The 25902-nt window shown below is 71.3% G+C and carries 27 protein-coding genes; 14 read left to right on the top strand and 13 right to left on the bottom strand.

What is annotated here, in order from left to right:
* Nucleotide 1: 1 nt before the first annotated feature.
* Nucleotides 2–553, bottom strand: a complete 552-nt coding sequence (locus tag CLV67_RS46665; RefSeq protein ID WP_146169591.1) for a hypothetical protein — start codon at nucleotides 551–553, stop codon at nucleotides 2–4.
* Nucleotides 554–614: 61 nt separating this feature from the next.
* Here CLV67_RS46665 and CLV67_RS46670 point away from each other — a divergent pair, with 61 nt between their 5' ends.
* On the top strand, nucleotides 615–1766 hold the full coding sequence (locus CLV67_RS46670; RefSeq protein ID WP_106330425.1) for a M50 family metallopeptidase: 1152 nt from the start codon (nucleotides 615–617) through the stop codon (nucleotides 1764–1766).
* Here the strand turns inward: CLV67_RS46670 and yidC are convergent.
* The 5 genes from yidC to CLV67_RS46695 form a co-directional block, all read right to left on the bottom strand.
* The gene (gene yidC, locus CLV67_RS46675) at nucleotides 1758–2612 is read right to left on the bottom strand and encodes a membrane protein insertase YidC (protein ID WP_106330426.1); all 855 of its coding nucleotides are present in this window, start codon (nucleotides 2610–2612) and stop codon (nucleotides 1758–1760) included. The genes CLV67_RS46670 and yidC overlap by 9 nt on opposite strands.
* A 71-nt stretch (nucleotides 2613–2683) precedes the next feature.
* Nucleotides 2684–2962, bottom strand: a complete 279-nt coding sequence (locus CLV67_RS46680) for a DUF6412 domain-containing protein (RefSeq protein ID WP_106330427.1) — start codon at nucleotides 2960–2962, stop codon at nucleotides 2684–2686.
* Between the two features lie 20 nt (nucleotides 2963–2982).
* A complete protein-coding gene (locus tag CLV67_RS46685) occupies nucleotides 2983–3291 on the bottom strand; it encodes a TM2 domain-containing protein (protein ID WP_239166790.1) in 309 nt (102 codons plus the stop codon).
* 102 nt (nucleotides 3292–3393) lie between these two features.
* Nucleotides 3394–4149: a S1 RNA-binding domain-containing protein gene (locus tag CLV67_RS46690; RefSeq protein ID WP_203737614.1), complete on the bottom strand. Its 756-nt coding sequence runs from the start codon at nucleotides 4147–4149 to the stop codon at nucleotides 3394–3396.
* A complete protein-coding gene (locus CLV67_RS46695; protein ID WP_106330428.1) occupies nucleotides 4146–5027 on the bottom strand; it encodes a class I SAM-dependent methyltransferase in 882 nt (293 codons plus the stop codon). The genes CLV67_RS46690 and CLV67_RS46695 overlap by 4 nt, the downstream gene beginning before the upstream one ends.
* Before the next feature lie 74 nt (nucleotides 5028–5101).
* Between CLV67_RS46695 and CLV67_RS46700 the strand changes: the two genes are divergently transcribed.
* Genes CLV67_RS46700 through fxsT form a run of 3 tightly spaced genes read left to right on the top strand, consistent with a single transcriptional unit; the run spans nucleotide 5102 to nucleotide 10121 of the window.
* Nucleotides 5102–5794, top strand: a complete 693-nt coding sequence (locus CLV67_RS46700) for a hypothetical protein (RefSeq protein ID WP_146169592.1) — start codon at nucleotides 5102–5104, stop codon at nucleotides 5792–5794.
* A 55-nt stretch (nucleotides 5795–5849) separates the two neighbouring features.
* Nucleotides 5850–6806, top strand: a complete 957-nt coding sequence (locus tag CLV67_RS46705; protein ID WP_106330430.1) for a hypothetical protein — start codon at nucleotides 5850–5852, stop codon at nucleotides 6804–6806.
* 33 nt (nucleotides 6807–6839) lie between these two features.
* The gene (gene fxsT / locus CLV67_RS46710) at nucleotides 6840–10121 is read left to right on the top strand and encodes an FxSxx-COOH system tetratricopeptide repeat protein (protein ID WP_106330431.1); all 3282 of its coding nucleotides are present in this window, start codon (nucleotides 6840–6842) and stop codon (nucleotides 10119–10121) included.
* 10 nt (nucleotides 10122–10131) lie between these two features.
* Here fxsT and CLV67_RS46715 read toward each other — a convergent pair whose 3' ends face one another.
* Nucleotides 10132–11064, bottom strand: coding sequence for an AraC family transcriptional regulator (locus CLV67_RS46715; RefSeq protein ID WP_106330432.1), 933 nt, complete (start codon nucleotides 11062–11064; stop codon nucleotides 10132–10134).
* 82 nt (nucleotides 11065–11146) lie between these two features.
* Between CLV67_RS46715 and CLV67_RS46720 the strand changes: the two genes are divergently transcribed.
* Together CLV67_RS46720 and CLV67_RS46725 are read left to right on the top strand one after the other, a co-directional pair.
* Complete coding sequence (locus CLV67_RS46720; RefSeq protein ID WP_106330433.1) at nucleotides 11147–11983, top strand: NmrA family NAD(P)-binding protein; 837 nt, start codon at nucleotides 11147–11149, stop codon at nucleotides 11981–11983.
* Nucleotides 11980–12405: a pyridoxamine 5'-phosphate oxidase family protein gene (locus tag CLV67_RS46725; RefSeq protein WP_106330459.1), complete on the top strand. Its 426-nt coding sequence runs from the start codon at nucleotides 11980–11982 to the stop codon at nucleotides 12403–12405. Before CLV67_RS46720 ends, CLV67_RS46725 begins: the two co-directional genes overlap by 4 nt.
* An 80-nt stretch (nucleotides 12406–12485) precedes the next feature.
* Here CLV67_RS46725 and CLV67_RS46730 read toward each other — a convergent pair whose 3' ends face one another.
* The 3 genes from CLV67_RS46730 to CLV67_RS46740 all read right to left on the bottom strand — a co-directional run bounded on the left by CLV67_RS46730 (nucleotide 12486) and on the right by CLV67_RS46740 (nucleotide 15775).
* Entirely contained in the window at nucleotides 12486–13193 is a 708-nt protein-coding gene (locus CLV67_RS46730) for a VOC family protein (RefSeq protein WP_106330434.1), read from the bottom strand.
* Nucleotides 13194–13233: 40 nt separating this feature from the next.
* Complete coding sequence (locus tag CLV67_RS46735) at nucleotides 13234–13626, bottom strand: PASTA domain-containing protein (protein WP_170154264.1); 393 nt, start codon at nucleotides 13624–13626, stop codon at nucleotides 13234–13236.
* A 94-nt stretch (nucleotides 13627–13720) separates the two neighbouring features.
* A complete protein-coding gene (locus CLV67_RS46740; protein WP_106330436.1) occupies nucleotides 13721–15775 on the bottom strand; it encodes a S9 family peptidase in 2055 nt (684 codons plus the stop codon).
* A 163-nt stretch (nucleotides 15776–15938) separates the two neighbouring features.
* Here CLV67_RS46740 and CLV67_RS46745 point away from each other — a divergent pair, with 163 nt between their 5' ends.
* Nucleotides 15939–16319: a hypothetical protein gene (locus tag CLV67_RS46745; RefSeq protein ID WP_106330437.1), complete on the top strand. Its 381-nt coding sequence runs from the start codon at nucleotides 15939–15941 to the stop codon at nucleotides 16317–16319.
* Here CLV67_RS46745 and CLV67_RS46750 read toward each other — a convergent pair.
* Entirely contained in the window at nucleotides 16313–16708 is a 396-nt protein-coding gene (locus CLV67_RS46750) for a PRC-barrel domain-containing protein (RefSeq protein ID WP_106330438.1), read from the bottom strand. The two genes, CLV67_RS46745 and CLV67_RS46750, sit on opposite strands and share 7 nt — an antisense overlap.
* A gap of 141 nt (nucleotides 16709–16849) precedes the next feature.
* Nucleotides 16850–17410: a TetR/AcrR family transcriptional regulator gene (locus tag CLV67_RS46755; protein ID WP_239166789.1), complete on the bottom strand. Its 561-nt coding sequence runs from the start codon at nucleotides 17408–17410 to the stop codon at nucleotides 16850–16852.
* A 128-nt stretch (nucleotides 17411–17538) separates the two neighbouring features.
* Between CLV67_RS46755 and CLV67_RS46760 the strand changes: the two genes are divergently transcribed.
* The 6 genes from CLV67_RS46760 to CLV67_RS46785 all read left to right on the top strand — a co-directional run bounded on the left by CLV67_RS46760 (nucleotide 17539) and on the right by CLV67_RS46785 (nucleotide 22553).
* The gene (locus tag CLV67_RS46760) at nucleotides 17539–18438 is read left to right on the top strand and encodes an SDR family NAD(P)-dependent oxidoreductase (RefSeq protein WP_106330439.1); all 900 of its coding nucleotides are present in this window, start codon (nucleotides 17539–17541) and stop codon (nucleotides 18436–18438) included.
* Between the two features lie 319 nt (nucleotides 18439–18757).
* Complete coding sequence (locus CLV67_RS46765; RefSeq protein WP_106330440.1) at nucleotides 18758–20017, top strand: MFS transporter; 1260 nt, start codon at nucleotides 18758–18760, stop codon at nucleotides 20015–20017.
* An 18-nt stretch (nucleotides 20018–20035) separates the two neighbouring features.
* Nucleotides 20036–20551, top strand: a complete 516-nt coding sequence (locus tag CLV67_RS46770; protein ID WP_106330441.1) for a hypothetical protein — start codon at nucleotides 20036–20038, stop codon at nucleotides 20549–20551.
* 47 nt (nucleotides 20552–20598) lie between these two features.
* Entirely contained in the window at nucleotides 20599–21114 is a 516-nt protein-coding gene (locus CLV67_RS46775; RefSeq protein ID WP_106330442.1) for a hypothetical protein, read from the top strand.
* 57 nt (nucleotides 21115–21171) lie between these two features.
* Nucleotides 21172–21513 carry a PadR family transcriptional regulator gene (locus CLV67_RS46780; protein WP_106330443.1) on the top strand — a complete coding sequence of 114 codons (342 nt, stop codon included), beginning with the start codon at nucleotides 21172–21174 and terminating at the stop codon, nucleotides 21511–21513.
* A complete protein-coding gene (locus CLV67_RS46785) occupies nucleotides 21510–22553 on the top strand; it encodes a hypothetical protein (protein ID WP_106330444.1) in 1044 nt (347 codons plus the stop codon). Before CLV67_RS46780 ends, CLV67_RS46785 begins: the two co-directional genes overlap by 4 nt.
* Before the next feature lie 3 nt (nucleotides 22554–22556).
* Here CLV67_RS46785 and CLV67_RS46790 read toward each other — a convergent pair whose 3' ends face one another.
* On the bottom strand, nucleotides 22557–25220 hold the full coding sequence (locus CLV67_RS46790) for an Hsp70 family protein (protein WP_106330445.1): 2664 nt from the start codon (nucleotides 25218–25220) through the stop codon (nucleotides 22557–22559).
* A gap of 112 nt (nucleotides 25221–25332) precedes the next feature.
* Between CLV67_RS46790 and CLV67_RS46795 the strand changes: the two genes are divergently transcribed.
* Nucleotides 25333–25818: an HIT family protein gene (locus CLV67_RS46795; protein WP_106330446.1), complete on the top strand. Its 486-nt coding sequence runs from the start codon at nucleotides 25333–25335 to the stop codon at nucleotides 25816–25818.
* The last annotated feature ends 84 nt before the right edge of the window (nucleotides 25819–25902 follow it).

Here is a 25902-nt window from a genome sequence, read left to right on the forward strand (position 1 = left end):
GTCAGTCTCCGCTCCAGCCGAAGAAGTAGATCCACGCGGGCCGGTCACCGTCGTAGGCGATGACGTATGCCCCGTGCCAGCGCGCGAAACCGTCGAGCCCGTCGTCGAAGGCCTCCTCGACAGCCTCGGCCGACGGCTGCCTGGTCCCGAACCAGTGGTCGAGATCCTCGTCCGGCAGCGGGGCGACCCTGCCGCCGTCCGGATGATCGGCCACACCGGTCATGTCGATGATCGAGTGCGTGCCGGAGAACGGCTGCGACTCGAGCAGCGTGTCGGGGCCGGTCACCTCGATCTGCGCCGCGTGCCACGCCTGGCGGGCGAACCCGTCGCCGGGCTCCCAGGCACCGTCCTCGCCGAACTCGGCGACCAGGGCGGCGCGCGTCTCGGCTGCCTCGAGGGCGACGAACTCCTCCTCGCTCATCTGCCGGGCTCGCGGGTCGGGCTCGCGGAGGTAGTAGTCGCCGTCGGCGTACGCCTCCTCTCTTGCCTGCCGTAAGGCGGCGGTGATGTCCGCCTGGTAAGGAACCCTGCGGTTCCACACCGAAGCCCCCATGATCACCTCTTCCCTCCGGAGGGGCGATCCTACGCGGCCAAGCCGGGCGTACGATCGCCGCGTGCTGGCATACGTCACCGGGGTCACCCTGTTCGTCATCGGCCTGTGTCTCTCGCTCGCGCTGCACGAGGCGGGTCATCTGCTGTCGGCGCGTGCCTTCGGGATGCGGGTGCGGCGCTATTTCGTCGGTCGTGGGCCGACCGTGTTCTCGTTCCGCCGGGGCGGTACCGAGTACGGCCTGAAGGCGCTGCCGATCGGCGGTTTCTGTGAGATCGCGGGCATGACCACGCTGGACGAGTTGTCGCCGGACGAGCGGCCGCGCGCGATGTGGCGGTTCCCCGCGTGGAAACGGACCGTGGTGATGGCGTCCGGCGCGGTCACGCACGTGCTGCTGGCGATGACGATCCTGTACTTCATGGCGATCAGCACCGGCCTGCCGAACCTGAATCCGGTGTCGGAGCCGGTGGTCGCGTCCACCACCTGTCCCACGGCGGCGTGCCCGGCTGCGGACGCCGGTGTCCGGGCCGGTGACCGGATCACGGCGGTCGCGGGCACGCCCACGCCGCTGTGGCCGGACGTGATCACGGCGGTGCAGGCGGCCGGCGGGCCGACGGCGCTGACCGTGCAGCGCGGCGGCGAGACGCTGACCCTGACCGTCGACGTGGCGCGGGTGACGCGCAACGGCGCCGAGGTCGGCATGATCGGGGCGACGCCACAGGCGCCGCCCGCCTATCTGGCCTACGGCCCGGCGGAGGCGGCGGGCGCGACTCTGGCGTTCACCGGGAACCTCTTCGAGCGTACGTTCGCCCAGCTCGTGGCTTTTCCTCAGCGCATTCCGGCGGTGATCGCCGCGATCGGTGGCGCCGAACGGGACGCGAACACCCCGATCAGCATGGTCGGAGCGAGCCGGCTCGGTGGTGAGGCCGCCGAGCGCGGGCTGTGGGAGGTCTTCCTGCTGCTGCTGGCGAGCCTGAACCTGTTCATGGCGGTGTTCAACCTGCTGCCGCTGCTGCCGCTGGACGGCGGTCACATCATGGTCGTGTGGTTCGAGCGGATCCGTGACGTTCTGCGCCGGTGGCGGGGTCTGCCGGCGGCCGGGCCGATCGATTTCACCAGGCTGTATCCGGTGACGATGGCACTGGTCCTGATCGGCGGTGCGGTCATGCTGCTGACCGTCACCGCCGACGTGGTGAACCCGATCCGCCTATCTTGAGGCGCGTCTGCCCCGGTTCGGCTTGGCGCCGACCTGCGGTGTGCTGGTGGCCGCCCGGACTGCCGGGACCAGCGGCTCGACGGGCGGGCCGGCCGGGTAACGGCGGTTGAGCCAGATCTGCTGACCGAGGGCGAACAGGTTCTGGGTGGTCCAGTACAGGATGACGCCGACCGGGAAGATGAACCCGGAGAAGAGCAGCGACACCGGGATGCCGTAGAGCATGATCCGCTGGACGGTGCGCTGCTGCGGGTTCTCCGACCAGCCGCTCTTGAGGATGGACATACGGCTGGTCAGGAACGTGGTGGTGATCATCGCGACGATCAGGACGCCGGCCACGATGTGCACGGTGCCGATGCCGGAGTTGAAGCCGGCGGCGATGGGCGCGCCGAACAGTTCGGCCCGTGACGCTTCGGCGAACTGGGTCTCGGACCAGCCGTACAGCGTCCGGGTGATGGGGTTGGTGATGTCCGGGTTGAGGTGGCGCAGCACGTGCAGCAGACCGATGAAGATCGGGATCTGGACGAGCATCGGCAGGAACGCGCCGAACGGGCTGACCTTCTCGCGCTGGTAGAGCTCGGCGAGCTCCTGCTGCAGGGCGACCCGGTCACCCTGGTGTTTGGCCTTGAGCTCGGCGAACTTCGGCTGCAGACGCTGGATGGCCTGCTGGGAGCGGACCTGGCGCAGGAACAGCGGGAACAGCACGGCACGCACGGTCAGCACCAGGAACACGATGCCGAGCACCCACGCCCAGTCGGTGGAGAGGGTGTGCGCGCCGTCGAGGACGCGGTCCCAGAGCGAGTGCCAGAACAGCAGGATGTTAGAGATTAAATGGTAGATAAAGGACATGGAGGATCCCCCAGGGGCGACTGACGACAGGAAGGGTCATCAGCGGCCACCCGAACGCGGGTAGCGCGGAGTCAGGCGGCCGCTGGGGCCGCTGTGGGTCCTCGAGGTCGTGTACGCCCGGACGCGTCCGGGTCACGGTGGCGAGGCACACCGGTGCGCTGGGCACGGCTGCGCAGCGCGCCACCGTAGGCGCGGGCGTCGGCGGGAACGGTGGGACGAACCACCAGGACGCGGGCGAGGACGGCGATCAGGACGACACCGACCAGGGCGCTCGTGCCGCTGGCCAGGTCGGACGAACTGGCGTCGGCCAGCAGGCCCACCAGTCGCCAGAGCGCGTCCCACCACTTCACGGGCACAACCTAGCAGCCCGTCACAAGACCGGGGCGTCGAGAATGCCGTACCGCGCCATGATCCGCTCCCGGCGGTCGCGGTTGACGGCCTGGACCCGCCGGCCGATCAGGAAGACGTCGACCAGCGTCCACACACCGAGGCCACCCAGGGTGAACAGCATGGCGATCGAGCGGCCGGTGTCACCGAGGTAGAACCGGTGGCCTCCGATCAAGCCCGTGAGAACCCAGAGGATGTACGCCACGCGCTGCTCCTTGCGCACCGACGCGAACTCGTGCTCGGCCCGCTGGACGCGGTAGCGCTCCCATTCGGGCATCGCGGCGGTGTTCACGGGCGCAACGATAGCCACGATCACCGGCCTGCCGCGATGCCGGCCGCAACCACACGAGATCGTCGCGAATGACGGTGACGCGGCTTGCACGCGATGGTGCGGTCAGCCGCACCGTCGCAGCGTCAGGCGACGCGAGGTCGTGTCGATCCCGGCGACGACGACGGCCACCTCTTCGCCGGACTGAACGGTCCGATCCGTCTTCACCAGGCCCTCGATACCGTCGCCGACGTCGACGAAGAACCCGAACGGCACCGGCTTGGTGACCCGGCCGCGCAACTCCTGGCCCACCCGGGTGGCGCGAGCGAAGCCCAGGAACGGATCCGGCTCGACGGCGCGCAGGGACAGGCGGGCCTCGCCGTGGACCGTGTCGAAGACGAGGAACTCGCCGGTGACGTGCTGCCCCACGGACACGACCTCGGACGGGTCCTCGAACCAGCGCCAGGACAGCTCGGGGATGGTGACGAAGCCGACGCCGGGCAGCACGGGGTGCTTCGGGCCCTCATCGAGATCCACGAAGACGCCGAACCGCTCGATGGCCGCGACCGTGCCGGACAGGCGCTGTCCCGCGCCCCGGGCCTTGAGGAAGGCCCACAACTCCGGGTTCTCGGTGGCCGACCACGACAGCATGATCTCCCGCCTCGGAGGCGAGACGTCGATGACCTCCGAGGTGATCCGGTCACCGGGACTGCAGGTCCCCGGCCACCGTCCCCAGGTGAAGTCGAGCGGGCCGACACAGCCGAGCGGCTCACCGGGACAGTCGTCGAGCAGCACGGTCGTCCCGCGCCGGGTGTGCTCGGCGACGGTCCCGGTCAGGACGTCGCCGATGTTCACGGTCGCCAGGAAACGGTCGGGAGTCACGTCAGGCTCACCCGGGTGCAGCGTGTCACGTACGGCAGGGTGATCTCGCCGGTCAGGCCGTGCTGATCGAGCAGATCGCCGATGTCGCCCAGCAACTCCCGCCTCTCGGCGTCGGACAGCACGATCACATAGCTGCGCGAGGCCACCATGTCGAGCAGGTCCTGTCTGGTCAGGGTGTGCCGCCAGCGGATCTCGGTGCGTTCCGGGCCGCCGAACGGGCCCGTGACCTCCGGCTCGGTGTCGATCTCCTGGCGGGTGTGCCGGTGCATCACCTCGTCGAGGCGGGCCACCCACGGCTCAGTGTGGTCGCGGATGTTCCAGATCAGGCTCAGCGTGCCGCCGGGACGCAGCACCCGGGCCGTCTCCGGGATCGCCCGGGCCGGGTCCACCCAGTGCCAGGCCTGCGCGCAGACGACGGCGTCGACCGACGCGTCCGCAAGGGGCACCCGTTCGGCCGTACCCTCGAAGATCGCGGCTTGACCGGCGACCACCGCGAGTTGATCACGCATCCGCGCCGAAGGCTCGACCGCGACGACGTCGAGCCCGGCGTCGAGCAGCAGCCGGGTGAACTTGCCGGTGCCCGCGCCGAGGTCGAGGACACGCCGGGCACGCCGGGGCACCGCCCACTCCACCGCTGACATCGGATACGGCGGCCGACCCCGATGATAGGCGTCGGCCGCGCCGCCGAACGACGCCGCGTGCAGCGTCTTCGACCAGCGACGGGTCGCGCCCTGCCGGGTCATCCCGCACGCCCGGCCGATCTCCTCCCAGCTGGCGGCGTGTTCGCGCCGCAGCCGGTTGACGAGCCGCGTGCGCTGCGCCTCCCGGCCGGCGATCTCCTCGGTGAGCCGTCTCAGCACGTCCAGCCCCTCTGTCATGACCGCAACATATGTTGCGGTCAAGAAGCGCGTCAACGTTTGTTGCTTTTGGTCATCGCTGGTAGAAAGATCCGGTGACATTGGACGACGTGATCGACGGCGACGCGGACGCGGTGTTCTGGGTGCTCGACAGCATGAGCCCCGGCGACAGCCGCCAGGTCACCGAGAAGAGTGCCGTGACCTGCCAGGACGAGGGTGTCTTCGACGTCGAACTGCCGGGCGCCCGCCTCGAGCGGGTCGACCTCCTCGTCGCCCACCAGGCGATCCTGCGCGGCGAGCCGGTCGAGGTGTCTCTTGAGGACATCGACTACGCGACGACCGGGCTCTCGCTGCAGACGGCTCTGCTCGACCACGGCCAGCGCAAGAAACGCCTCGGCCTGCCGCTGGAGATCCCGCCGACGATCCGCTGGGGCGAACGCCCGGTGGCCACCGGCGACATCCGGCCCGTCCCGGCCGGGCAGGTCACCGTCGTGGTCAGTCATCTGACGCCGGGCGTACGGCATGGCGTCGCCCTCTCCACGGCCGGCGGTCCCGAACACATCCTCTGGCCGACTGAGGACGACCGCGAGTTCACCGTGGACCTCCCCCACGACGCCGACCTGCGGATCACCACGGTGTTCGTCGTCGAGGGCCCCGGCTGGTCGCGCGAGGAGCGCTGGCTGGAGAACGCCGGCCTGTGGATCGATCCGGACGGCGCCTACCACTGCAACCACTTCGCGACGACACCGCCGACGTTCGAGGACCTCGTCTTCACCGTCCGGTCATGAGCAGCCCGGCATGGCCGGTCCCCCGGTTCGCCGCCCACTCGGCATGATGTGACATATGGAGTCCCTCGGTGTGGTGGCGCATCGCGGCGGCCTCGTCGTCGAGCGTCCCGAGCTGACCGTCGGCATCGTCCGCGCGGTGTCCCGGCCCGACGGCCTGGAGCTGGAACTGCTCGCCCGGCGGCCGCTCGACCGGCGCGACGCCGTGCAGCGGCAGGCCGACATCCGGGCGGGTGTCACCGGGCCGCCACCGGCGCCGCGGCGGCTGCTGCCCGAGTACGACGAGGGCTTGGACCTGAGGGTCGGCTGGCTCGACGCGGACGGGCGGGCCCACTGGGAGTACGGGTCGTGGTCGTCGAGCAGCGGTGATCACTTCGAAGGCGTCGAAGGGCCGAGCTTTCGTACGCTGATCAGGTTCCCGCCGATGTTCGACCGGGTGTCGGTGGCGCTGGCGTGGCCAGAGATCGGGTTCCCGGAGACGGTCCTGGAGCTGCCGCTGCCGGATCGGGCCACGGTCGAGCGGGAGACCGTCTCGATCTGGGAGGCGCCGCTGCGCGTACGACATCCCCGGGTCGCCCTGAATCATCGCGACGGAACCCATCCCGTCGAGACGCCGGCGGTCGAGGCCGGACGGATCGCCGCGGCGCCGCAGGTCCTGAGCCGCGGCGGCGAGGCCGTCGTGGTGCTCACCTCGCTCACCGCCGCCGGCCGGTACCTCTACCTGGGAGTCTGCAGCATCGCCGAGGGTGAACAGGGCGAGACGGCGGCCGCCGAGGCCTTCCCGCCCGGCCCGGAACCCGCACGTCCCGGCGCGTCGATCGCCGTGGTGACCGGGCAGGAGGCGGTCTGGGTGCCGACTTTCTCGGGCAGTGCGGGCGGTGGGGACCGATCGTTCCGGTCCGAGGGCGAGTTCGTCGTCGCCCGCCCGGACACCGACGTGCTCACCCTGCTGGTGACCTGGCCTTCGGCGGGCCTCGCCGAGGTGCTGGTCGACGTCCCGCTCACCACGGCCTGAACCCGGACGGACGATACGCCGTACGGTGCATATGTGCCCGACCGCATCCATGTCTCGTTCGCCGACCGGGACCGTGCGTGGGCGGAGTGGGCGCGCTGGCACCTCGAGAAGGCCGGTCATGCCACCGAGCTGGACAGCGTCGACCGGGCGCCCGGCACCAACGTCGTCGAGGCGATGAACCGGGCCGTGCGGCGTGCCAACCCGATGCTCGTGCTGCTGTCGGCGGCCTATCTGGACCCGGACCGGCTCACCACCGACGAGTGGACCGCTCGGATGGCGCAGCGTCGCAAGGATCCGGCCGCGAAGCTGATCGCGCTACGGGTCGAGAACGTCGACCTCTCCGACGGGCTGTGGGCGCCGATCGCCGTGCCCGATGTGTTCGGTCTTTCTCCGGAGCAGGCGGTCGTTCAACTGCTCGATGCGGTACGACAGGTCGCCGATCCCGCTCCGGCAGGCGCTCTCCGGCCCGCGCCTCCCGCCTATCCGGGCCGCCCGAACGCTGGAGAACCCGGGCCGCGGCCGCCGGGATCGCTGCCGCCGGTGTGGAACCTGACCCGCCGGAACCCGGGCTTCACCGGTCGCGACACGATGCTCAACCGGCTGCACGACACGCTGCGGGGCGACAGCCGGGTGGCGGTCCAGGCGCTGCACGGCCTGGGTGGCGTCGGAAAGACCCAACTGGCCCTGGAGTACGCCCACCGGTTCGCCGGTGAGTACGACATCGTCTGGTGGATCCCGGCCGAACGACCGGAACTGATCGGCGACCACCTCGCCACGCTGGCCCAGGACGAGCAGTTGCGCCTGTTCCCGGCCGGTACGCCCACCCCGGACTCGATGCGGGCGCTGCGCGCGCACCTGCGGCAGGCCGGGCGCTGGTTGCTGATCTTCGACAACGCCGAGGACCGCGACCACCTCGCCCCGTGGCTGCCGGACGGTCCCGGCCACCTGCTGATCACCAGCCGCAATCCGAACTGGGCGGGCGTAGCCCAGCCGGTGGATGTGGACGTGTTCACCCGCGCCGAGTCCATCGCCCTGCTGCGCACCAGCCTGGCGGACATCGACGAGGACACCGCCGATCGGCTCGCCGGGCACCTGGGGGACCTGCCCCTGGCCGTCGGGCAGGCTCTGGAGCTGCTGGCCGAGACCCGGATGCCGGTCTACACCTACCTCAGTGACCTCGCCGCCCACACCGCCGAGCTGATGCGTGAGGGAGGCCCGCCGGCCGGCTATCCGCTGTCCCTGGCCGCGACCGTCGGCCTGACCGCCGACCGGCTGCGCGCCGCCGACCCCGCAGCGGGTCAGTTGCTCACCCTGTGCGCGCATCTGGGTCCCGCTCCGATCCCGACCGACCTGTTCACCGCCCACCCCGACCCGCTTCCGAAGCCCCTGCAGAAGATCGCCCGGAAACCGGTGGCGTTCGCCCGCACGCTGGCGCAACTCGGCCGCTTCGGGCTGGCCCGCCTCACCGACCGCGGACCGGTCCTGCACCGCCTCGTCCAGGCCGTGGTCCGCGACACCGACCCGCGGCCCGACGTCAACCGCGGCATCGCCGAACGCCTCCTGGCGGCTGCCCGGCCGGACGACGGCAAACTCCCGCAATGGTGGCCGCGGTGGGCCGTGCTGCTCCCCCACATCCTCGCCGTCGACCCCGCCACCAGCGACAACCGTCAGCTGCGCCAGACCGCGAACGACGCCGTGTGGCACCTGATGGCCCGCGGTGAGGCCGCCAACGCCCTGCCGCTGGCCGACCATCTCCACCAGGCCTGGACCCGGCGGCTCGGCGCCGACGACGAGAGCACCATCACGATCGCCGCCACCCTGGCCGTCGTCCACCGGCAACTCGGCGACTTCGAGCGTTCCAGCGAGATCGAACAGGACAATCTCACCCGCACACGCCGGCTGCTCGGCACCGATCACCCGCACACCCTCAACGCCGCCAACAACCTCGGCCGCGCGCTGTACCGGGCCGGCGAGTTCGAGCGGGCACGACGGCTGGACGAGGACACCTTGAGCCGGAGGCGGCGCGTACTCGGTGAGGACCACCTCGAAACGCTACGGACGACCTGGAACCTCGCCCGCGATCTGTACGAGCTGGGTGACATCGCGCGGGCACGGGAGATCGACGAGGGCCTTCTGGTCCGCTTGCGCGACATGCACGGCGACGATCACCCGGACACGCTGCGCACGGCGCTGGCACTCACCATGGATCTGACCGGCGCCGGTGAGCACGAACGCGCACGTTCGCTGGGCGAGGACACGTTCGCCCGGCGACGACGGGTGTTCGGCGACGACCACCCGGACACTCTCAACGCGGCCGCCGCGCTCGCCCGCACGCAGTCCGGTTACGGAGAGTACGACCAGGCCCGAAGGCTGAACGAGGACACCTTGAGCCGGAGGCGGCGCGTGCTGGGCGACAATCATCCCGACACCCTCAGGTCAGTCGGCGACCTCCTGCTGAACCACCTGCACCGGGCCGGGATGCGTGACGTCGTCTCGGTGGAACCGGCGACAGGCGGGCTCGCGGCGCTGGCCGGCATCGCCGAGCGCCGGGACGGGCCGCCGGTGTTCGTCAAGGCGTTCGCCGACGTCCCGGACGAGGACGTCTTCGCCGCGGAGGCTGAGGGGCTGGCCGTCCTTCGTGAGCCCGGCGGTATGGCGACACCCGAGGTCGTCCTGGCCGGCCGGGAGTTGCTCGTGCTGTCGATGCTGCGGCCCCGGCCCGGCAGCGAGACCTTCTGGGAGGAGTTCGCCCACGCGCTGGCCCGGATGCATCTGAGCACGGTCCACCCACGGTTCGGATGGCACCGGGACAACTGGCTGGGTCGCCGGCGGCAGGAGAACACCTGGGACGACGACGGGTTCGCGTTCTTCGCCGAGCATCGGCTGCTGCGGTGGATGACGGAGCCGCGGGTCGAGGCGGCCCTCGGCACCCGCGACCGTGTGGCGCTGGAACGGCTGTGTCACCGGCTGCCCGAGCTGCTGCCCGAGCGGCCCGCATGCCTGACACACGGCGACCTGTGGACGCAGAACCTCATGGCCACCCCGGACGGGCGGCCCGCGCTGATCGACCCGGCGGTGTCCTACATGTGGGCCGAGGTCGACCTGGCACACCTGTGGACCACGTCGCCGCCCCCCGAGGCGAAGCGGTTCTTCGCGGTCTACGCCGAGCTGACCGGCCTCGACGACGGCTGGCGGGACCGGATGCCGATCATCCAGCTGCGGCAGCACCTCGCCGTGCTGGCCCAGTTCGACGACGACTGGGGCGCGGCGGACCTCATCCGTGCCACGCTCGCGCCGTTCCGGACCTCAGACTAGAAAGGCGCACTTACGGCGTACGACGGAATTGGCTCGGGCTTCTGCCCTTGACCCGTTTGAAGGCCGTGCTGAACGCGAACGCGTCGTTGTAGCCCACCGCGCGGGCGACCTCCGCGACCGTGGCGGTCTCACGCTCGGCCAGCAGGTCGGCCGCGAGCGTCATCCGCCAGTGGGTGAGGTACGTCAGCGGCGGCTCGCCCACCAGCTCGGCGAAGCGTTTGGCCAGCGTGGACCGGGAGACCCCGGCCCGGCCGGCGAGCGTCGTGATCGTCCAGGGAGCGGCCGGTTCGGCGTGCAGCAGGCGCAGCGCGTCGCCGACGACCGGGTCACGCTGGGCGGCGTACCAGGCGGGCGGATCACCGCCGGGCCGGTCGAAGTACTCGCGGAGCGCGCAGACCAGCAGCCAGTCGAGCAGCCGGTCGAGCACCACCTGCTGGCCGGGCGTGTCGGCGGCGACCTCGGCGGCGAGGTGGTCGAGGACCGCGTCGGCGCCGCCACCCGACGCGACGCGCAGCACGACGGGCAGCGTGTCCAGCAGACGGCGGCTGATCTCCCCGGTCACCGGATAGGCCCCGACGATCAGCGTCGTCGCACCGTTGCCGAGATCACCGCAGCTGTCGTCGTTCCAGCCGATCCGGTGCCGGGTGCCGCCCTGCTCGGGCGTCGCGCAGTGCCGGCCGCAGTCGACCGCCTCGGCGTCGGTGCCGGGCTCGTCGACGAACGTGAACGGCTCGGGCCCACGGACGATGACCGTCTCTGCGGCGCGGACCCGTTCCGGTGGGCGGCCCTCGGCGACGATCCAGCCGGAACCGCCCAGAACCGCGCACAACGTCAACGGCGCGCCGTCGACGAACCGCAGCGCCCATGGCGGCGACAGGGTCGAGCTGCCGAACAGCGAGCCCTGGGCCCGCATCCCCCGAAGCAGGTCTCCGAACACGTCCACGCTCCCGACGATAGACGATGACGAAGGTGTTCCGGCCTTTCACCCATGGCATCGTCCGGACCGCACCCGTTGAATCGAAGGCATGACCAACGACCACTTCCTCGTCCTCGGCGCCACCGGCAAGACCGGCCGCCGCGTCGCCACCCGATTGAGACTTCAGGATCTGCGGGTACGGGAAGCGTCGCGCTCCAGCCCGAGCCGCTTCGACTGGGCCGATCCGAGTGGCTGGGACCGGGTTCTCGACGGGGTCACCGCCGTCTACATCGTGCCGCCTCAGGTGGAGGGCCCGGTCCACGAGTTCGTGACGCGTGCCGCGGCCGCCGGCGTGCGGCACCTGGTCCTGCTGTCCGGACGCGGCGCCGACAGCTGGGGCGACTCGCCGTTCGGCCGGGACATGCGCTCGGCGGAGGACGCGGTCCGCGGGTCGGACGTGCCGTGGACCGTGCTGCGCTCGAACAACTTCGCCCAGAACTTCGACGAGGACCTGTTCCACGCCCCGCTGCTCGCCGGTGAGCTGGCCCTGCCGGCCGGCCCCGTTCCCGAGCCGTTCATCGACGTGCACGACGTCGCCGACGCGGCGGCCGCCGTACTGACCGATCCGGCACGGCACGCCGGGCGGATCCATGAGCTGAGCGGCTCGCGGGCGCTGACGTTCGCCGAGGCCGTGGAGCTGATCTCCCGCGCCTCCGGCCGCCCGATCACCTACAAGCAGCTCTCCCTCCCCGAGTACGAGGCGCACCTGGTCGAGCAGGGCTGGCCCGCCGAGGTGGCACACCACCTGGCGGAGATGTTCGCCATCATGGAACGCGGGACGCTGACGACACCCACGGACGACGTGGCCACCCTGCTCGGGCGCGAACCCCGGGACTTCGAGGACTATGTCGTACGGGCGGCGGCTGCCGGAGCGTGGCGGTCATGACCACCACGACCGGCCTGCTCACCGCCGCGGACCTGGCGTTCCTGGCCCGCCCGCTGCACGGTTTCCTGTCGGTGGCCGCCGGAACGCAGCCGCCGCAGCCGCGCCCCGTGTGGTTCGAGGCCACCGCCGAGGGCACGGTCGAGTTCTTCACCGAGCCGGAGGCGCTGAAGGTACGGCGTCTGCGCCGCGACCCACGGGCGTCGATCGTCGTGGCGGCCCCGGTCGGGGAACGTGAGCGCTGGATCTCCATCGCCGGCCGCGTGACCCTGGAGGCCGACGGCGCCCACGACCTGTGCTCCCGGCTGGCCGCCCGCTACTGGGATCTGTCCGACAAGTCCCGAGCCGACGACCTGGCCACGATGCTGTCCGCCGACCTGACCCGCGTCGTCATCCACCCGGAGACCGTCCACCGCTACCCGTGAGTGCCCGCTGCCGCACACGGGAATGCGGGGCGCCGCGGAGGTCACGGCAACGGTCGAGGCGCTGCTTGTCGGGTCCTGGATCAACTGCTGGAGGCGCCGGTCAGCAGGCGGAAGTCGTTGCCGTCCGGGTCGGCCAGCAGGATGCCGTGCTCGTCGGCGCCGAGGCGCGTCGCTCCGAGAGCCACCAGACGGGCGGCCTCGGCGTCGGGGGCCCCGCCGATCGGAGGGATCAGCTCGTACGTCCACCGCAGCCACTGCGGTCGCGGCGAGTACGGCGGGCCGCCCCACGTGATCTTGGTCCCGCCGCCCGGGGACTGGATGGCGGTCTCCTCGTCCTGGTCCCAGACCAGCGGCCAGCCCAGCGCCTCGGCCCAGAAGTACCCGACCCGCTGCGAACCGTCGCTGGCCAGCGCGCCGATGAACCCGCAGCCGGCCAGGAACCGGTTGCCCGGCTCGATGATGTCGAACTCGTTGCCCTCCGGATCGGCGAGCACCACGTGCTCGGCGTCCGGGCCCTGGCCGATGTCGATACGCCGGGCGCCGAGCGTCACCGCCCGGGCCACCGACTCCTCCTGGTCCGCGGGGGTCGTGCTGGTCAGGTCGAAGTGCATCAGGTTGGCCACGACCTTGGGGCCGCGCTCGGGCACGAACCGTATCCGGAACCCGTCGCCGTCCGGCGGGCTGATCAGCACCCCGTCGCGGTCCCAGCCCAGGATCCCGGCCCAGAACTCCGCCAGCCGCTCGGGCCGGTTCGCATCGACGCGCAGCGCAAACAGTCGTGAAGGCACGAGCGGAGATTAGGCGCGTCCCACCCGTACCGCATCCGAATTAGCCGTCGGTGTCCTTCTTGACCGTCGCCGTGATGAACGAGCCGGCGTCGACCGTCGCACCGGCCTCCGGGTCCTGCGAGACGACGATCCAGTTCCGATCGAGCACGGGGATCCGGTTCGCTCCGGTGGCGTCCTTCGCCGGTGCCACGTGCAGGCCCTCGGCGCGCCACAGGTCCTGTGCCGCCTGATAGTTCAGGCCTACCCCGTCCGGCACCTTGATCTTGGCGGCCGTCGCGGGCGTCGCGGGCTTCGCGGTGGTCGTCTCAACGGTCGCCGCGGGTGGCTTGACCACGGGCGCGTCGTCCGGGGCCGAGTCGGGATCGCCGCAAGCGGACGCCGTCAGAAGTACCGCCACCAGGACCGATCCCACGCCGAGACGTCGACTGTTCACGTTGCCTCCCAGACATCCGGTCATGACGCAGTGTCGCCCGTCCACCCCATCAGTGACGCACCGGTTGTCCGCCGGGCCGAGACCGGATCGTCGCTCATTGATCCAACGTGCCGTCCGGGATGCCGAGGGACTGACGGAGGAAGGCGAGTTCGAACTCCCACAGGTTGTCGACGGCGCCCATGTGGGAGGCGCCGGGCAGGGGCAGGACGGTGTGCGGGCGGCCGGCGGCCAGCAGGGCCGCGGACAGCTTCAGGGTGTGGACCGGCAGGACGTTGTCGTCGACGAGGCCGTGGATCAGCAGCAGCGGGCGGCGCAGATTCGGGGCGTCGTCGATGAGCGACGACTGCTCGTACAGCGAAGGGTTCTCGGCCGGCAGGCCCAGGGTCCGCTCCTGCCAGTGCGAGCTGTAGAGCAGCTGGTCGGTGACGGGCGCTCCGGCGATGCCGGCGTGGAAGACGTCGGGGCGGCGCAGCACGGCCAGTGCGGCGAGGAAGCCGCCGGCCGACCAGCCTCGGATGCCGACCTTCGAAAGGTCCAGGTCGTAGTGCCCGGCGGCGGCGTGCAGCGCGTCGACCTGGTCCTGCAGCCGGGGTGCGGGGTGGTCGTCGCCGCGGGCACGTTCCCAGGCGGGGCCGCGGCCGGGGGTGCCGCGGCCGTCGGCGACGATCACGGCGAAGCCCTGGTCGGCGAACCACTGCGAGGCCCAGAACCGGGAGCGGGCGGCGACGGCGCGCTGTGCGGCGGATCCGCCGTAAGGGTCGAGCAGCACCGGGAGCGGTCCGGAGCCGGGCTCATAGCCGGTGGGCAGCAGCACCGCCGTCCGCAGCTTGCGTTCGCCGAGCCGGTGCAGGTGGATGACCGGCGTGATCCCGGGGATCGCGGCCAGCCCGCGCAGGGGCACGCCGTCGACCGTGACGGTCTCGCCGTCGAGGGTGCGTGCGGTGACGACCGTGACGCCACCGGCACGGCTGCCGTCGTACAGGCCGGGTTCGGTGGTGATCCGGGTGAGGGCGGTGGGTGACCACGTCCACAGGTGACGTTCGGCGGGGTCCTCGCGCGCGGCGAACAGGACGGTGTCGCCGTCGACCGACAGGACCTCCTCCACCTGCAGACCGGGCGGGGTCACCGGGACACCGTCGACGGTCAGCCGCCGGGTCTCGCCCTCGTCGACGGTCCACAGCAGCGAACCCGACGCGGTGTGGGCGGGCACGCCGGACACGATGGTCGTCCAGGCGTCGTCGGTGTCCTCGCGTACGACAGTGGTCGCGCCGGTGGCCGGATCGACGGCCAGGACACGCATCACGGTCTGGTGGCGGTTCTGGACGGTGACCAGCAGGGCGGTCGCGTCCCAGACGACGCGGGTCACGTACTCGAAGGCCGCACGGTCCCAGTCGACCGGGATCCGGGTGCCGTCGAGGCCGAGCAGGTGCAGGCTGACGTCGGCGTTCGGGGTTCCGGCGGCCGGGTAGCGCAGGGCGGTCGGCGGCTGCTCGGGGTGGGCCGGGTCGCTGATGTACCACACCTGCACGGGTGAGTTGTCGACGCGGGCGGCGATCAGCGAACGGCCGTCGGGCGCCCACCAGTAGCCGTCGAACCGGTCCATCGACTCGGACGCCTCGTGCTCGGGCAGCCCCCAGCTCACCTCGGGGCCGTCCGGTGCGGCCAGCGGCCGGTCGTCCTTGCCGTCACGGCCGATGAGCCGGAGTTCGGCGTCACGGACATAGGCGATCGTACGGCCGGTCGGGTCGATCCTGGCCTCAGCGGCCGGGTGCCCGGTGCCGAGCTCACTCACCTCGCCGGTGGTCAGGTCCGCCGCGTACAGCTTCTCGCCGGCCGTGAACACCGCTGTGCGTACGCCCGCATCGGTGTGGAAGGCGCCGATCCCCGCGGACCTGTCCCGGGCCCGCTCACGTCTCGCCCGTTCCCGCTCCGACATCGGCGCGCCGCCGCCGAGCGCCGTCGCGTCGACCACCAGCCGTTCCTCGCCCGCGGCCACGTCGAAGGACCACAGACTGCCGACCGGGTCCTCACCACCGGCGGAGCGCAGGAACAGCACCCGGGAGCCGTCCGGGGTGATCGTGAACCCGTGGGCGAGGCCCAGCATGAACCCCTGGGTACGCGAAACCATGGCGGGAAACGTCGACGTCATGACAGACACTCTCGCGTATCCGACGGCGCATGTCCTTCGCCGGGCGTAGGTTTCCGGATGCCTTCAGAAGAGGACCCGCTCACGTGCCACGATGAACGACGCCCGCTCGGCAGCGTGCTGAGCAGCGAAAACGGGGGATCGTGCAATGCGGCGGAGAACTTCTGTGCTCGGTGTCGCGGCCGTGGGGATCGCCGGCCTGGTGGTGGCGCCCGCTCCCCCGGCATCGGCGGGGCTGCCGTACGGCTGTGAGCTCTCGGCCGTGTGCGTCTACCTGACCAGCGCCGACTGGATCGCGCGGAGACCGACCGCGTCGTTCACGAAGGTGACGGAGGAATTCGTGGTGCTGGGACCGCGCAGCCGGCACGGGTACGCGGTCTTCAACTCCCGTTTCGACGACACGGTCTATCTGATGAGCCGCGACGGGACGGAGGTGTGCGTGGAGCCGCACTCGACGTGGTTCCACGACGAGTCCGGCACCTCCCGCAAGATCGCCGACCTGCAGATCGTCGACGACTTCAACTGCTACCTCGACGGCGGCTACTGAGTCTCGCCCGGCTCGGAGACCGGCCGGGCCGACGTGTCCCGATCGCCGCCCGGTCCGCGGTAACCGCCGTTGGCCCAGTTCATGCCGTAGTACTCGTAGAGCCGCTCGACGTCCTCGCGCGTCAGGGGCTCGTCGTGGTCGGCGTCGACGTCCGGGGCGTTCTTGACCGTGGCCTTGTCGAACGGCACCACCAGGCGGTCGCCGTCCAGGTCGGCGGCGTCCAGCGGCACCAGCGACTCGTTCAGTCCCAGCAGGCCGGTCTTGACACCGGCCCAGTTCGGCCGGCCGCTGCCGTCTTTCCACAACTGACCGACGCTGCCGATCCTGTCACCGTCGCGGTCGTACACGTCACGGCCGGCCAGGGAGTGGATCTGCTCGATGGTGATCATCAGGGGGTCTCCTTTCCATCGGTACGCAGAAAGGCCTACCCGGCACATATCGGGCCATGCTCGACCATAAGCGGAATGAGTAATCCTTCACCCTCAACCGTGAATTCATTCGCCTGAACCGGGCGGCAGCGGCACGAGCGGTTACGGCCGCGGATGGATGCCCTCGATGGCGAGGGTGACGAGCCGAGCAGCCTCCGCGCCGTCCTCGGTGGTCAGGGAGACGGCGTTGGCCATGGTCAGCAGGTCGCCGATCGCCACGCCCGGCCGGACGGCGCCCGCGTCCTGCGCCGACCGCAGCAGTTTCCCGCCGGCGTCGGTCAGCATCGCCTCGCAACCGGTGTCCGACGCCGCGACCGGCTCGCGGACGGACGCCAGCAGTGACGCGGCGAGGCCGCGGGTGGTGGCGCCGTAGACCGCGACGGCCCGCAGCCAGTCGGCGAGGGCCCGCCCGGGTTCGGCGGAGCCGGTCAGCTCGTGGGCCTCGGCGCAGAGTCCCTCGACGCGATCGTGGAACACCGCCTCGAGCAGCGCCTGGCGGGTCGGGAAATGGCGGTGCAGGGTGGCCGAGCCGACTCCGGCGTCCCGGGCGATCTTCTCGAGTGACGCGTCGGCCCCGGTCCGGGCCACCTCGGCGACGGCGGCGGCGAGCAGACGCTCGTAGTTGCGTCGCGCATCCGCCCGCATCGGTCGGGTGTCCGGCACCGGGATTCTCCTGCTCGCGGCCTGTGAATGTGCTCGACATCCTATCCGGTTGACAAACGGGGGACCACCCCGTTTAGTCTCGGATCACAAAGCGGGGTACCACCCCGTTTACTGCGAGGGAGTTCATCATGAGTGACGCGACGACAGCCGAACCCCGCGTGGTCCTGGTGACCGGAGCCAGCACCGGCTTCGGCCGGCTCATCGCCGAGACCCTGGCCCGGCGCGGCCACCGGGTCTTCGCCGGCCTGCGCGACATCGGCGGACGCAACGAGAGGGCCACCGCCGAACTGGCCGCGTTCGCCGAGGCGGAGGCCGTCGATCTGCGGGTCGTCGAACTCGACGTCACCGACCAGGCGTCCGCGGACCGGGCGGTCGCCGCCGTGGTGTCCGCGGCCGGCCGCATCGACGTGGTCGTCAACAACGCGGGCGGCATCTTCGCGGGCCCGGCCGAGGCCTTCACCGCCGACGAGGTACGGCGCCAGTTCGACGTGAACGTGCTGGGCGCGGTACGCGTCAACCGGGCGGCGCTGCCCCACCTGCGGGAGCAGGGCACCGGTGCGCTCATCCAGGTCGGCTCCGTCGCGGCGCGGGTGACGGTGCCGTTCAGCGGGCTGTACGCGGCGAGCAAGGCCGCGCTCGCCGCCCTGACCGAGGCGTGGCACGACGAACTGGCCCCGTTCGGCGTCGAGTCGATCGCCGTCGACCCGGCCTCCTACCCCACCAACATCGGCGTCAACGCCACCATGCCGGCCGACCCGGAGCGCCTGGCGCCGTACGGCACGGCGTTCGGCGGTTACGTCGCGGCGCTCACCGAGCGTGCGACGACCGCCGTGCCCGGGGATCCGCGCGAGGTGTCCGACGCCGTCGTCACGCTGGTCGAGACCCCGAACGGCAAACGGCCGCGCCGTACCGTGGTCGCTCCGGCCGCGCAGCAGGAGGCGGTCGAGGCGCTGAACCGGGCCGCGGAGGCCGCCGCGATCGCTGTGGCCACCGACATGGGCGTGACCGCCTTCGCCGCGCCCCGGTAGGACCCGGCCGGGCGGCCACAGCGGCGGACAGCGCCTCCCGGAGCGCACCGCTGGTGCGAGTGTCGCCGCCGGACGGCCGGTCCCGGTCGGGACCGGCCACACCACCGCACTCGACCCCTCGAGCCCACCGGCGCGAACGTGGTGCCGCACGTGACCGAGGCAGCCGCTGCGAGCCCTGTGATGTAGGGTCGCCGATGAATGCGCTCAGCGTGTCTTCGCTGAGGGGCGAGTTGAGGTCCCGGTCCGACCTGTCCGGCAGCTCGCGGTGTGACTACCGCTGGAGTTTCCGTTGCAGACAGGTCGATCTTTTTCTGTCCTTTTGTCGGCAGCCCGGCTGGGTGGCCGGTTCTTCCTGCCGGCCGCCTTCGGGCGGCTCGGCGTGGCCATGACCGGGTTGGCGGTGTTCTGGGCCGTTCAGGGTTCGTCGGGCTCGCTGGGGCACGGCGGTTTTGCCACCGGGGCGTTCGCCGTGGCCGACGCGGCCGTCGGGCCGCATGTCGCTCGGCTCATCGACCGGTGGGGGCAGCGCCGGATCGTCCCGGTCACGACGTCCCTGTTCGGCGTCGCCATGGCGGCGCTGGTGGTGGCTTGCGTCGCGCGGTCGCCGGAGTGGGTGCCGATCGTACTGGCCGCGGCCGTGGGTGCGAGTCTGCCGCCGGTCGGGGCGCTGTCGGCCGCTCGCTGGCGCAAGGTGACCGGACCGGGCGTTCTCTCCGCCGCAAGACCGAAGGCCAGAACGAACGTTCTCGCTCCCGGAGAAAATGAGGCCGGACCGGGGAACCTCCTCCCCGCCGCCCTGTCGCTGGAGGCAGCCGTCAACGACGCCGCCTTCCTGATCGGCCCGGTCCTGGTGACGACTCTGGGCACGTCCGTGGCACCGTGGTTCTCCCTGGTCACGGCGACGACATTCGTAGCAGGCGGAACGTTCGTTCTTCTGACCGCCACCGACTCCGAGCCACCCGCGGGCGGTTTCTCCCCGGGCACCCTGATGGACCGGAGACTGCTGCACCGCGGCTTCCTGACCCTGCTGGCCGCCAACCTGGCCCTGGGCTTCTTCTTCGGCGGCATCGGCGTGGCGATCACCGGCTTCACCCTCGCCCACGACGCGGGCGCCCTGACCGGCCCCATCACCGGGGCGGCCGGTGTCGTGAGTCTCGTCGCCGGGCTCGCGTACGGCGCTCTCGGCGTCCCCCGCCCCGCACAGGTCATGCTCGGCGCCGGAATCGTGCTCGCAGCCGGATGCGCCCTGCTGGCCCTGACGCCGGGCCTGGGCACCATGTTCGCCGGCTACGCGCTGGTCGGCGGCTGCGTGGCGCTCGTACTGGTTCCCGGTGCGGTCCTGCTCCAGCGGGCGATCGTCACCGCAGTCACCACACAGGCCATGACCTGGGTCAATTCAGCCAGCGCCCTGGGCATCGCCGTCGCAGCGCCGCTGGTCGGCACGGTCAGTGGCGCGCACGGCTGGAAGGCCGGTTTCCTCGCCCTGGCGGCCCTGACCGTCACCCTGCCGCTGACCGTGGCCGCGGCCGGGCCGAGGCGTTGCGCGGCGCGACCGCCGGATGCGATAGTCACGAGATGATGATCAAACGAAAGGGTCATGCCGCGTAGACGGCCGGGCGCACTCCGCGCCACGCAGCGAACCTCCGGTCATGTCCGTCAGTGGGCCCGCGACAGCGGCACCATCGACCGGCTTTCGGCGGCGACGACCGCTGCCATCCGGCTGGTGGAATACCGCGGCTACTTCGGCGGCCACAGGCACGACGGGGAACCCTACGACCACGATCCCTTCCACGAGCACGTTCGCCCGGGACGTACCGGGCCGTTCCTCAAGGACTACCGCGCCTTCCTCCGCCGGCCCGGACGGCGGCTCCGGCTGGAGGCGTCCATCTGCCCGTCCTGTCCCGGTTGCCAGTACATGGACCTGGCCCTGGTGAGAGACGCGCTGGAAACGATCACCCGCCTCCTGCCGCCCCCGGCACGCGGCGAGATGCGCCGGTTGCTGAACCGCCTCGATCAGGAGTTCCGGCGTCGCACCCTGCCCGATTCCCATCCCCGATCGAGCTGGGCGGGCGAGACCCTGCCCTGGTGGCACCGCCGGATCTACCAGAACTGACCGTGCGAAGGATTGGTGAGCACTCCGCACGCCCCTAAAGTGCGGCCGTGATCATGGGTCGTCGCGCCGCCGGACTCGCCACCGCCGGGGCACTGGTACTGGGAACGTCGAGCGGATGCTCGGGCCTGCCGTCGATCGGAGGCTGCACCGACCGGGACGAGAAGCTGGCGACCGTCCTCGCGGAGCTTCCGATCCTGTCGGCACATCCCGGCACCGCGACGCCACAGGACGGCTACTCCGGCTGCGACACCGACGACGGCTTCGCCTATGCCGGCCGCCGGTTCCGGACGGACCTGGACCGCGAGGAGATCATGACGTTCTACCGCGATGCCACCGCGGAGGACGGCTGGCGTTTGGACAGCGAGAACCCGAACCCGGTCCCCTCCGACGGCCTGGCCGTCTCCACCGCCGTCGGCTGTTTCAGCAAGGAGGTCGACGGCACCACGGCACACCTGAACCTGTGGTTCCCGAGCGACCTCAACATCCCCGGCGAGATCGAGGAGCCCGAGGACGAGTACGGCCTCGACGTGACCGGATCGCACGACGGCGCCGCCTGGTGCTGACCCCGCCGCCCATGTAACGGTTGACGTTATATATCGCTCGACGTAATGTCAGCGGGCATGCAGGAACCCACCTTCTTGATCCTCACCGCGCTGGCGGAGGAACCACTGCATGGGTACGGCGTGATCCGCGCCGTCCAGGACCTGTCGCGGGGAGATGTCGTGCTGCGGCCCGGCACCCTCTACGGCGCACTCGACCGCCTGACCGAGCAGGGCCTGATCGAGGCCGACCGGGAGGAGGCCGTCGACGGCCGGCTGCGCCGCTACTACCGGCTCACCGACAGCGGCGCCACCGCGCTCGCCACCCAGGCCGAGCGGCTGCGCAGGCACGCCGACTCGGCCGAGGCCCGCCTGCGCGGCCGCGTCGTCCCCGGCGTCCCCCGTCTCGGGACCGCTCAGTGACCGCGGCCGACGCCGGTCCGGAGCGGCACTATCGCCGGCTGCTCCGCGCGTACCCCCGTGGCTATCGCCGCCGGCACGGCCCCGAGATCCTGGCGACGCTTCTCGACATGGCCGAGGCCGGCCACGGCCGGTTGACCGCCGGGCAGACCGCGCACCTGATCGCCTGCGGCATCCGGCAGCGTTTCCGGCTGCCCCGCCGGGTCCTGCCGGTGGTCGCCGCCGTGCTGGCCGCGGTCCTGCTCGGCGGGTTCGGTGGCGTCACCGGCAACTGGCTGGCCTGGCGCGCCGCCCCGTCGGTGCCGTCCGCCGCCGAGTCGGACGCGCTCACCACGGCGCTGACCGGCGTGCCCGGATCGAACGAGTACCCGTGGCAGACCGCGATGAACGGTCCCGGCATCAACACCGTCCTCCACGGCACCGGCACCTACGACGCCGAGCGGGTCCGGGACGCCCTGATCGCCGACGGGTGGCGGATCACCAGGTTCACCGAGGAGACGGGCGGCCGCATCGTCGACTGGGGCTCACCCACCGAGAAGGTGATCCCGTTGCTCAGCGTGAGGTTTGCGGCGACGAAGGACGGCGTGAGCCTGACCGGAGACACCGACACCGTCATGGGCGGCAAGGAGTACGGTCTGGACGGTCAGACGACAGCACGCCTGGACATCACCACCGACGCGACCGCCACGATCGTACCGATGACGATCGCTGGTGCCGTGATCGGCCTGCTCAGCGGATGGATGCTGACCGCGGCCCTCGCCTACCGGATCCGCTCCGGCACCCGGCGCGGCCGGCCCACGGCGGCAGCCGTCACCGCACTCACCGCGGCAACGGTTCCGTCGTTCGTCGCCTACTGCGAGATCTATCAGGTCCTGGTGTACGACACGAGCAACCCCAACCAGTACATCGACTACAGCCTGGCCGACGAGATCCCGGCGTCCCTGGTCCTGATCGGTCTCCCCATCGCGGTGCTGGCGCTGGCCGCCGTGTTCCTGACGGCCGGTCGCCGGGCCGGGCCGGATCCGGTGCCGGCCAGCCCCTGACACTCAGGTCCAGCAGGGATGGCCCTCGCGGGCGGCGCCCGTGGTCAGCACCTTCTCGGCAACGCCCTTGTCCTTGCGCATGACCACGATCTTCGGAACGTCCCAGGCGCCACGGGCGAAGGCGAACCAGTGGCCGTCCGGCGCCCAGCTGGGGTCGATCTCGCGTCCCGGGTTGTCCGTGAGCTGGACGGCCGTGCCGCCGGCCGTGGGGACCATCCAGATGTCGGAGTTGGGGTCGTCGGAGTCGTAGGGCCTGCGCACGTAGAGCACCTGCGTGCCGTCCGGCGAGATCGCCGGGTCGACCGCGTTGCCGTCGCCAGGCTTGGTGATCGGGCGACCGGGTTCCGCGGGTGTGGCGATGTCGAGCTCGTAGATGGAGCTGATCTCATTGACCGTCGCGAAGTAGATGATCTTCTTGCCGTCGGGCGACCAGACCGGATCGTCCTTGCCGCCCTTCGACTTGGTGAGCTGCTCCGGCTCCTCTTCGCTGTCGATCGTGGCGATGAAGACCTGGTTCACCCCCTCCACCTTCTTCATGAAGGCGAGTTTGGTGCCGTCCGTGTTCCAGGCCGCCCGGCCGCTGGTCACGCCGCCGGCCACCTCACGGCGGTTGCTGCCGTCGGCGTTCATCACGTAGATGGCGAACTCGTCGGCGCTGAGACGCTTCGTCAGCGCGATCTGGGTCCGGTCCTTCGACCAGCGCGGGAGCAGGTCACCGGGCTCGGTGTTGGGCAGGTCGCTCGGACCTTTGACACCGGGATTGAACTGCTGGATCTTCGGCGCCCAGGAGTCCTGGTTGAACTTGCCGGCGTCCGTCCGGATCAGGATGGTGTCGGTGGGCGGTGTGTCCGAGGGAGCCGCCGGGGCCGAGGGGGAGACGCTCACACCCGAGCTCGGGGCGGCGACCGGATCGTCTTTCTTCTTCGTCTCGGTGTCGAACAGGTGAGACAGCGCCACCCCACTGGCAGCGGCCAGCACGAACACCGCCGTGCCCGCGGCGACGACGATCGCCCTGCGACGCCGGTTGGTGGGCGCCGGCGCGGGCGGCACCGACGGGTACGTACCGCCGGGAAGGTAGTGCGTGCTGGAGTCGAGCGCGGGTTCTTCCGGTACGCGTGGCGTCGGGATGTGCGTGGTGGTCGCGGCAGCGGCTTCGGCGTCCGCGGCGGCGGCCTCGGCCGCCTCGGCGACGGCCCACGGGTCCGCGGGCGTCTGCAGATCGGTGAACTCGCCCTTCTGCACGACCGGCTGAAGCCCCCAGGCCGCGGCGGCCGGAGCGATCTGCGCCGCCCCGCCTTGCGGAGCCACCGCACCGCCCCCGTGCGGAACAGTCGCCGCCGATGCGGGCGCCCCCTGGCCGGCTCCCGTGGCCGTGAACTCCGGTGCCGCCGCCGCGGTGGCCGTGAACTCCGGCGCCGCCGCAGACGTCGCGCCGTCGTCCGCCTCCGCGACCTGCCTGCTGTTCGCCCCGGCCGGAACCGTGGCCGCAGGCGAGACCGGCGCGGCACCGCTCGCCGCTTTGACCGTGCGTACCTCATCGGCTGCCTTGACCGTGCCGGCGCCGCTCACCGCACCCACCCGGGCACGGGCCGCGGTCGTCACCGGAGCGACGGACAGCCCGGTGCTCCACGCCGCACCGATGGCCACGCTGTGCTCCGGATGCGAGTCGGCCCCGACCCGTCCGCCGAACTGCTCCCCCAGGACCCGCGCGATCATCGGGATCCGCGACGAGCCACCGGCCATCAGCACCGCGGTCAGCTCCCCGGCGGAAACCCCCGCCGACCGCAGGGCGCGCCGGGTGGCCTCCACGGTGTCCTGCACCGACGGTGCGATCATCGCCTCGAACTCGGCCCGGCTGAGCCGCACCCGCGCATACCGTCCCGGCACCGCGACCGGCACGGTCACCTCGGTGTCGAACGACAGCGACTCCTTGGCCTCCACACAGTCGCGCCGCAGCCGGGCCAGCGCCGGAGCCGTCTCGGGATCGTTCTGGTCGACGCCGCCGTCGATCGCCGCGAGCATGTGCGCGAAGACGGCCTCGTCGAAGTCGGCCCCACCGAGCTGGTCGACGCCCTCGGGGGTGCCGAGCAGCTCGAACCCGTCACCGTCGCGGCGCAGCACGGCCACGTCGAAGGTGCCGCCGCCGAGGTCGTAGACGACGACGGTCTGCCCGGGCTCGATCCGCCGCGCGCGGGCGTGCCGCCGGGCCACGGCCTCGGGTTCGGTGAGCATCCGCACCGGGCCGATGTCGGCGAGCCGGATCGCCTCGTCGAGCCGTTCACGTTTGAACTGGCCCCAATGCGCCGGATAGGTCAGCGCCACATCGGACGGCGGCCCGCCCTGCTGCCGGGCGACGGTGTCGAGCACGTGCCGCAGCAGCTTCGCGGTGAGCGCCTGCGCCGAGAACGGCACGCCACCCGCGATGATCGGCACCGGGTCGCCCATGCGCCGCTTGAACTCGCGGGCCAGCCGGGCCGGCTCGTCCTGGCCACGCCGCTCGGCGGACTCACCCACCAGGATGCCACCGTCCTCGGCGGCGAACACCGCCGACGGGATCTCCATGCGCCGCGTGCCGAGACGTACCGATTCGACCCGCCCACCGGTCAGCACGGCGGCCGCCGTGTGGGTGGTCCCGAGATCGATGCCCAGGCCGTACTGTGCTGTCACGCCAATGACCTTAGGGGTTCATCGCACGCCGACGAATCCTCCGGGTCGGTAGGAGAGGCCCACACCATTCCGTCAGCGGCGGAATTGCACGATTCGACTACGGTCGGGCGCTGTGTACAGTCACAAACCTGACGATTACATTTGCCCGTTCTGCAGGCTGACCACCGGCGGCGAGGATCCCCGGGGGATCAACAGACGGCACGATGTCGTAGGCCGGGACGAGCTCGCGACCGCATTCATCTCGCCCCGCTGGTGGCCGCGCAATCACGGCCACGTCCTGGTGGTTCCGAACGCGCACCACGAGAACATCTACGAGCTTCCCTCCCGGTACGGCCACGCGGTTCACGATCTGGTCCGGGACGTGGCGGTCGCGATCCGGCAGACGTACGGCTGCGACGGCACCTCGGTCCGCCAGCACAACGAGCCCGCCGGCAACCAGGACGTCTGGCACCATCACGTGCACGTCTTCCCCCGGTACGCCGGCGACGACCTCTACTTCACGCGGCCGCAGCAGGACTTCGCCACCGCTGAACAGCGCCGCCTCTACGCCGACCGTCTACGTGGCCACTTCCGCTCCCCCGGCTCGCCCGTCCTGTAGTGCTGGCCGCCGACGTGGACACTTGCGGTCAGCCGCTGGCCGCCGACGTGGACACTTCCGGTCAGCCGCTGGCCGTCTACGTGG

This window comes from Actinoplanes italicus (genome assembly GCF_003001815.1).
GTDB classification, from domain to species: Bacteria; Actinomycetota; Actinomycetes; order Mycobacteriales; family Micromonosporaceae; genus Actinoplanes; species Actinoplanes italicus.

What these genes read in the sequence shown, in the direction of transcription:
- CLV67_RS46725 (WP_106330459.1), top strand. Translation starts at nt 11,980, where the DNA reads ATGACCACCACGACCGGCCTGCTCACCGCCGCGGACCTGGCGTTCCTG.
- CLV67_RS46720 (WP_106330433.1), top strand. Translation starts at nt 11,147, where the DNA reads ATGACCAACGACCACTTCCTCGTCCTCGGCGCCACCGGCAAGACCGGC.
- CLV67_RS46665 (WP_146169591.1), bottom strand. Translation starts at nt 553, where the DNA reads ATGGGGGCTTCGGTGTGGAACCGCAGGGTTCCTTACCAGGCGGACATC.
- CLV67_RS46750 (WP_106330438.1), bottom strand. Translation starts at nt 16,708, where the DNA reads ATGATCACCATCGAGCAGATCCACTCCCTGGCCGGCCGTGACGTGTAC.
- CLV67_RS46705 (WP_106330430.1), top strand. Translation starts at nt 5,850, where the DNA reads ATGGAGTCCCTCGGTGTGGTGGCGCATCGCGGCGGCCTCGTCGTCGAG.
- CLV67_RS46780 (WP_106330443.1), top strand. Translation starts at nt 21,172, where the DNA reads ATGCAGGAACCCACCTTCTTGATCCTCACCGCGCTGGCGGAGGAACCA.
- yidC (WP_106330426.1), bottom strand. Translation starts at nt 2,612, where the DNA reads ATGTCCTTTATCTACCATTTAATCTCTAACATCCTGCTGTTCTGGCAC.
- CLV67_RS46740 (WP_106330436.1), bottom strand. Translation starts at nt 15,775, where the DNA reads ATGACGTCGACGTTTCCCGCCATGGTTTCGCGTACCCAGGGGTTCATG.
- CLV67_RS46760 (WP_106330439.1), top strand. Translation starts at nt 17,539, where the DNA reads ATGAGTGACGCGACGACAGCCGAACCCCGCGTGGTCCTGGTGACCGGA.
- CLV67_RS46770 (WP_106330441.1), top strand. Translation starts at nt 20,036, where the DNA reads ATGCCGCGTAGACGGCCGGGCGCACTCCGCGCCACGCAGCGAACCTCC.
- CLV67_RS46695 (WP_106330428.1), bottom strand. Translation starts at nt 5,027, where the DNA reads ATGACAGAGGGGCTGGACGTGCTGAGACGGCTCACCGAGGAGATCGCC.